Consider the following 869-nt stretch of genomic DNA (forward strand, 5'->3'; position numbering starts at 1 on the left):
TTCACATTGGGGTGGGCCTTTAGCCAGTGCTCGTTCTTCTTGTGGGTGTTGAGGTTGTCGAGGATGACGTGAAGCTGGCGGTCCGGAAAAGCCGAGGTGACGCTGTCCATGAAGTCGAGGAACTCGACACGGCGCCGCCGTTTTGAATGCGTCGCGATGATCTTTCCGGTCGCAACCTCGAGCGCCGCAAACAGCGTTGTCGTGCCATGCCGCTTGTAGTCGTGGCTCTGATCGGTCAAGGCGCGGCCATTGGGCAACTTCAGATAGCCCTGCGCTCGCTCCAAAGCCTGGATCGAAGGCTTTTCGTCCACACATAGCACGATCGCCTTCTCGGGCGGGGCGACGTAGAGGCCGACAACATCGGCGGCTTTGGCCGTGAAGTTCGGGTCGTTGCTCTCGCACCAGGACTTGCGAGCCACGAGGTCGATCTTGTGGTTGCGCAGGAACCGCCAGACATATTGGACGTCAACATCGCCCAGCGCCTCGGCCAGCAGCGGCCCGGTCCAGCGCGCAAACCCTTCCGGTGGCTGCTTGTCCAACAGCCGCAGAATCCGCTTGTCGGTGGCCTTCGTATAGATCGGCTGCTTGCCAGGCCGCGGCCTCTCCTGCAGCCCTTCAAGGCCAAGGTCGGCATAGCGATGCCGCCACAGGCTGACAATCCGAGGCTGGACCCCGACTTCCTTGACTATCGACCGCGTGCTGCGCCCGGCCGCCGCCAACAAAACTATCCGCGCCCGCTTCAAATCGCGCTGCAATGTCGCCGGCGAACGACAACGCGCCTCCAGGACCTTGCGATCCTTCCTCGAAAGGTGAACTTCTCTTGCCTCGGGTATCATCCCGATCTTGAATCACGACTCACCCTCTAAGGA

Annotated in this window: 1 protein-coding gene; it reads right to left on the minus strand. The window is 61.2% G+C overall.

The window, feature by feature from the left end:
- The coding region (locus KIP88_RS45855) for an IS630 family transposase (protein WP_214494629.1) at window positions 1-836 on the minus strand (836 nt) is incomplete at its 3' end.
- Window positions 837-869: the final 33 nt, after the last annotated feature.

It is taken from the genome of Bradyrhizobium sp. SRL28 (genome assembly GCF_018596315.1).
Lineage (GTDB): Bacteria > Pseudomonadota > Alphaproteobacteria > Rhizobiales > Xanthobacteraceae > Bradyrhizobium.